Annotated in this window: 5 protein-coding genes and 1 pseudogene; 1 reads left to right on the top strand and 5 read right to left on the bottom strand. The window is 38.0% G+C overall.

Annotation, left to right across the window (positions count from 1 at the left end; genetic code table 11):
* The 5 genes and pseudogenes from QZ334_RS06935 to QZ334_RS06915 all read right to left on the bottom strand — a co-directional run.
* A pseudogene (locus tag QZ334_RS06935) lies at positions 1–213 on the bottom strand (type II toxin-antitoxin system RelE/ParE family toxin); the annotation flags it as partial.
* Positions 197–466, bottom strand: coding sequence for a type II toxin-antitoxin system Phd/YefM family antitoxin (locus QZ334_RS06930; protein ID WP_039969464.1), 270 nt, complete (start codon positions 464–466; stop codon positions 197–199). The pseudogene QZ334_RS06935 and the gene QZ334_RS06930, both read right to left, overlap by 17 nt.
* Positions 467–598: 132 nt before the next feature.
* Complete coding sequence (locus QZ334_RS06925) at positions 599–1,915, bottom strand: pyridoxal phosphate-dependent aminotransferase (protein WP_295233103.1); 1,317 nt, start codon at positions 1,913–1,915, stop codon at positions 599–601.
* 427 nt (positions 1,916–2,342) lie between these two features.
* Positions 2,343–3,632, bottom strand: a complete 1,290-nt coding sequence (locus QZ334_RS06920; RefSeq protein WP_295233101.1) for a M48 family metallopeptidase — start codon at positions 3,630–3,632, stop codon at positions 2,343–2,345.
* Between the two features lie 158 nt (positions 3,633–3,790).
* On the bottom strand, positions 3,791–4,162 hold the full coding sequence (locus QZ334_RS06915) for a CGGC domain-containing protein (protein ID WP_105089551.1): 372 nt from the start codon (positions 4,160–4,162) through the stop codon (positions 3,791–3,793).
* Positions 4,163–4,598: 436 nt separating this feature from the next.
* On the opposite strand from QZ334_RS06915, the gene QZ334_RS06910 reads away from it, so the two are divergent.
* Positions 4,599–4,858: type II toxin-antitoxin system RelE/ParE family toxin (locus QZ334_RS06910; protein WP_295233098.1), on the top strand; the 260-nt coding region annotated here is incomplete at its 3' end.

Below are 4,858 nucleotides of genomic sequence, written 5' to 3'. Positions count from 1 at the left end.
AGAGACAGAATATGGATACTCACGTTGTTTCTTACTCGGATATACGGCAAAAGATTCTGGACAACTTAATCTTGTGTATATAGCAGCCTCAATATCTGTAATTAGTTGATGAGCGGCTTCTCTATTATGCAGAACATAAGTTATATAATCAACAATATGATTAAGCTCCTCTTCAAATAATGGTAAAATCGTAAGTTTATATTTCCGCTCCATCGATTCTCTCCCTTACGCGACGAAATACATCGGCACCAGAGTATCGAATTTTACTTTCTTTTGCTGCAGAATCAGCTTCATCCAAGGCGTACTCAATAGGATCTGTTAATGCTGAATATTGTTCAATACTCATTAACACCATAGTTCCATATCCATTCTTAGTTAAAAATACAGGCGAATTTGTTGTAATAACGGTTTCTTCAACTTCAGGAAATTTATTACGCAAGTCTGATACAGGTCTAATATTAATCAATATATACACCTCCTTATATCATAATTCGATCATTATTTTATTAATTTTACTAACAATATTATGGCAATCAATAGTTCAACTAAAAATGCCCTCCAACAGGAGGGCATCTATTATATTAGAATTATACTTCTTCTATCGTTGTGCTTCATAGGCTCTGAATAGTTTAGATAATAATTCAGGTGCCAAGCGCAATAGGTCTGGGTTTTCACAGAAGGATACGCGTAATTGTGTTCTGCCTGGATTATCTTCACCTTTTTTACCGCTATAGAAACCATTGAGTGGAGCCATGAGGAGTGTGTATTCTTTACCATCATCAAGACTAATAGCACCGTGTTCAGCACACCAAGAGGCAAATTCTACACCATCAAAGCCCGGTTTCGCTACCTTCCGTACGTCGATAACAAAGTAAATAGACGCTTCTGGACGAGATACGATGAAATCAGGTTCGACTGCTTTGAAACCTTCGTGAAGTTCAAAGATCATCTTACGGTAGTAATCGCGTTGTTGTTCATACCAGTTATGAAGCTCTGCATGGCTTTCATGAGCCAAAGCACCAAAGATATATTGACCTAATGTATTAGCACTAAGGTTCGCTGTATATTCGGCTACCGATTTTTCATAGCATAATTTGTTATCTGTAATGATGGCACCAATGCGTAGGCCACAAGCGTTCCATACCTTACTAGCTGTTTCAAGGCTGATACGACGGCCTTCAATGCCAGGAACATCCTTATTGGTTAACGCCCAAATACTAGATGTTTCTTTCCCTTTTTCGTAAGCCAATTCGCGATAGGCTTCGTCAGAGATAATCCACAAATTATGCTTCACACATAATTTTGTATATTCAATCAATGTTTCTTTACTGAATAATTGACCTGTTGGGTTATCGTAAGGAATGATGAGCAACGCACCAGGTTTTGTATCGATAATACGTTGTTCTACCGTTTCTACGGATGGCAATTCAAATTCGCCGTTTTCATTAAGTTCACGCTCAACAGTAACTGTTTTACGGCCAATGCGAAGACCTACCGCATCATAGTTTGTATAAGATGGGTTGAACATTAATAGAGGGCGTTCCTCTTCACCAGCACCGCCACATACACCAAGCATAATGATTTCCATCGCCATGGATGCACCGTCTGTTACGAGTACATTAAGGCCTGTTGTATCAAAGCCTTGGCTGCGTAAAATATGAAGGAATGCTTCGCGGCATTCATCGGTACCTGTCGTTGGTACATACGGTACAATGCCTGTATGGAACGGGCTATCCACACCGCCCAAATCGAACAACCGACGCTGCATGGCGGGATGCATAGGACGCATTACATTACCAATAGAACCATTCACCAAAATTGGTGGGTTCTTACGTTCCAAGAATTTAATTTGTCCTAGGCGAATGCCAGATGGCTTTCGAGCCATCATATACGGCGACAATTCTGGTTGTTTCATTCAGATCCAACTCCTCTAAAAAAGAAACTGCCTCGATAGAGAGGCTATATTAACTGTAAAAGTAACAAAACCACTACATACAACCGCAGTTCTATTCTTTACAAAGATAAAGTACTAATATATTGATATATATAGATACCTAATATTATAGTGCTTTTACTATAGAAAATCTATAGTTTTATAATACAGAGTTATGTTCTTATCGCTCATATACCATTTGTGTCATAAAGTAAATGCCTCGTCCAATGTGATAGGTTTTAGCCAGTATTGATTCATAAGCGCCCTCTCTCATCTGCAACTTACGATTTAAAGAATGTTTATATTAAGTATACAGTAGAAAATATATTACGTATATAAAGAAAAGACCGAGCCCATTGGAGCTCGGTCTTATATGCTACATAAACAATCAAACAATTAAATCATCAAATTATCTATCAATAGATTTTCGTCCATGATCGTTGCTGTTCGCATTCTTTGTAGCTTTAGCTGTATGTTTTGTTGTAGAAGCTTTAGTCACAGGTTTTACTTCTTTACCTTTAGCAGGTTTAGCTTGTTCTGCTTTCACAGGTTTAGCCTTTTCTTGTTTTACCTTTTTAGGTTTCTCTTGTTTCACTTTCACAGGTTTTTTAGCATTAACTGCTGCACCTGCTGGTTTAACAAAGGCATTATTAAGGTTTGTCGCCACTTGTAATGCTACGTCAGAGTTTGGCGTAGATACGATGGATTGACCGGCTACTGTTACAGTACCACCACTGTAGGATGCAGAGCCTGGTGTAATTTGGTTGTTATGGTACAACCGTGCCAATTTGCCAGCCATGTAATACGCCCGTTCTTCCCCTGTATAGCGGCCACTGCCTGCTGGGCTATAGATATTATCGCCATTGACGTAAACGGCGCCATTAGACACGTTTACGTGATTTCCAGAGTATGTGTACATGCGGGAAATATTGTTATTTACACGATCAGACAACTTAGGATGGTTGTTTGGTGCCACTACTTGTGAAAGTCCTTCACGATAGTGCTCCCCAACCTTGTTACGTAGAACCGCCATAGAACCAGCTGCACCGCCCACATTATATGGAGATTCACTTAAAATCTTGAAGCCTAGTTCATCGGCTGCTTTTTCTTGGCTCATTGTAAATACTTGATTAGACAAATAGTTACCAGCTACGTTAGATAATAACGCGGCCCCTTCGCTACCACCAGCTGCAATACCTACAGCTGTAGACAGGCCAATTTGCTTTCTAGCGCCATTGATAATATCTTTATGCTCACCATGAGCAATTTCATGGGCCATTACATAAGCCAATTGATCATCATCAAGGGTATCCAAAGCACCTTTATTAACAGACATAACGCGACCAAGCGTTGCAAAGGCATTAAACTCTGTATCAGGGTTTGCATAGACAACGTAAGAACGTTTTACGCTAGGAGATGCCTCTAATGTTTTCAAGATGCGTTGTACGCGCGCTTGCGCTGCACTATCGTTTAAGTAACCTGTTTTCTCCTTAGTACGCGCCAAGCTTTCTTGTTGGCCTTGTTCGGAGTTATCCATTTTATTTAATGCAGTAGATACATAAGCCATGGCAACAGCGCCACCAGCCAATGTTTGTACTGCGCTAGATGCAGCATTCACAGGTGCTGTTTGCATAATAGCAGGCGCCATAGTCGCTGCCATAGCTACAGATAACGTAGCTGCTGTAAGTTTCTTGTTCATTCTCTCAACCTCTCGAATTGATTAACCATATAGTAATAAAACAAATTATCACACTAGATTTACACACTATGTATATAGTATCTCTTCATGGTAAATATAGAATGAATAATGGAACAATCATTCATCTGTCATTACTGTCTATTGATTCATCGTTACGATTATTGATCTGATGTTACTGGTTTAGCTGAAAGTACGACCGCTTCTTTACCATCTTTAGAAACGGCACCACCATGGGTATAGCCAACTACATCAAAGCCCGCCTCGGCACACTGCTCTGCGATGCTTTCATAATTTTCATTCTTACCACGAGTACAGGTAGAAAGATGAACCGTAGTAACACCTTTTTTCTTGAAAGACTCAATTTTCTTAGCTAGATCGCCACCACTATGCGTGAAACCGACCAACTCAATCTCCTCATCAGCATAACGCTCAAAAGAATCTGCTTTATTCATAAATGCTTTTAAACAACCGCCGCAAGAACAGCGCTGCATTGTATCCTCATTGACGAGAACTGCAATTTTTTTAGACATAAAACCTCCATTGAAAGTATAGTATAAACCTTAGTATAACATAGCTATAAAAAAAAGATGTATCCTAAAGCACGTTGATTAATGCTAATTATAGATAAGAATAAGCTAAAAAATAAAAACGTTAAAAGCTTATTACCCCCTATATTCCTCGTAAATAAATCTAGTAAAGATACTATTATTTAAATCCCTGACGTTTAATTTATAACAATAAATGATACAACTTGATTTCTTCTTTTCATAGACCTTGAAAGATACTTAACGACCATGAGATTTGAATAGTGATTACAAGAGTAAAATAATCTACTCATTACATCTTTGAGCTACAAAATATTGCCTTCTTATCTATATAGTTAAGGTAAGAATTTACAGTATATAAAACTATTTAAAATTGAAGTTTGATAGCATATATGCTATCATTAAAGAAAGAAGGATTGGGATGGAGAAACCTAAGTTTATATCTTATACTAGGCCAAATGGTCATAACGAGTTTGAAGAGTTTTATAACTCACTCCCTACTAAAGATAGAAATAAGTTACGTGCCACTATTGATATGATTGAAAAAGCAGGCATACATCCAGCAATACAACTTGAATGGGTAAAAAAATTGGATTCTGAAATATACGAGATACGATCAAAAATATCTTCGAACATTCAAAGAGCCTTATATTTTCACATTAGAAATAATCAATATATTAT

The organism is Veillonella sp. (assembly GCF_019414865.1).
Taxonomy (GTDB): domain Bacteria; phylum Bacillota; class Negativicutes; order Veillonellales; family Veillonellaceae; genus Veillonella.
This window is presented reverse-complemented; position numbering and strand designations above follow the sequence as displayed.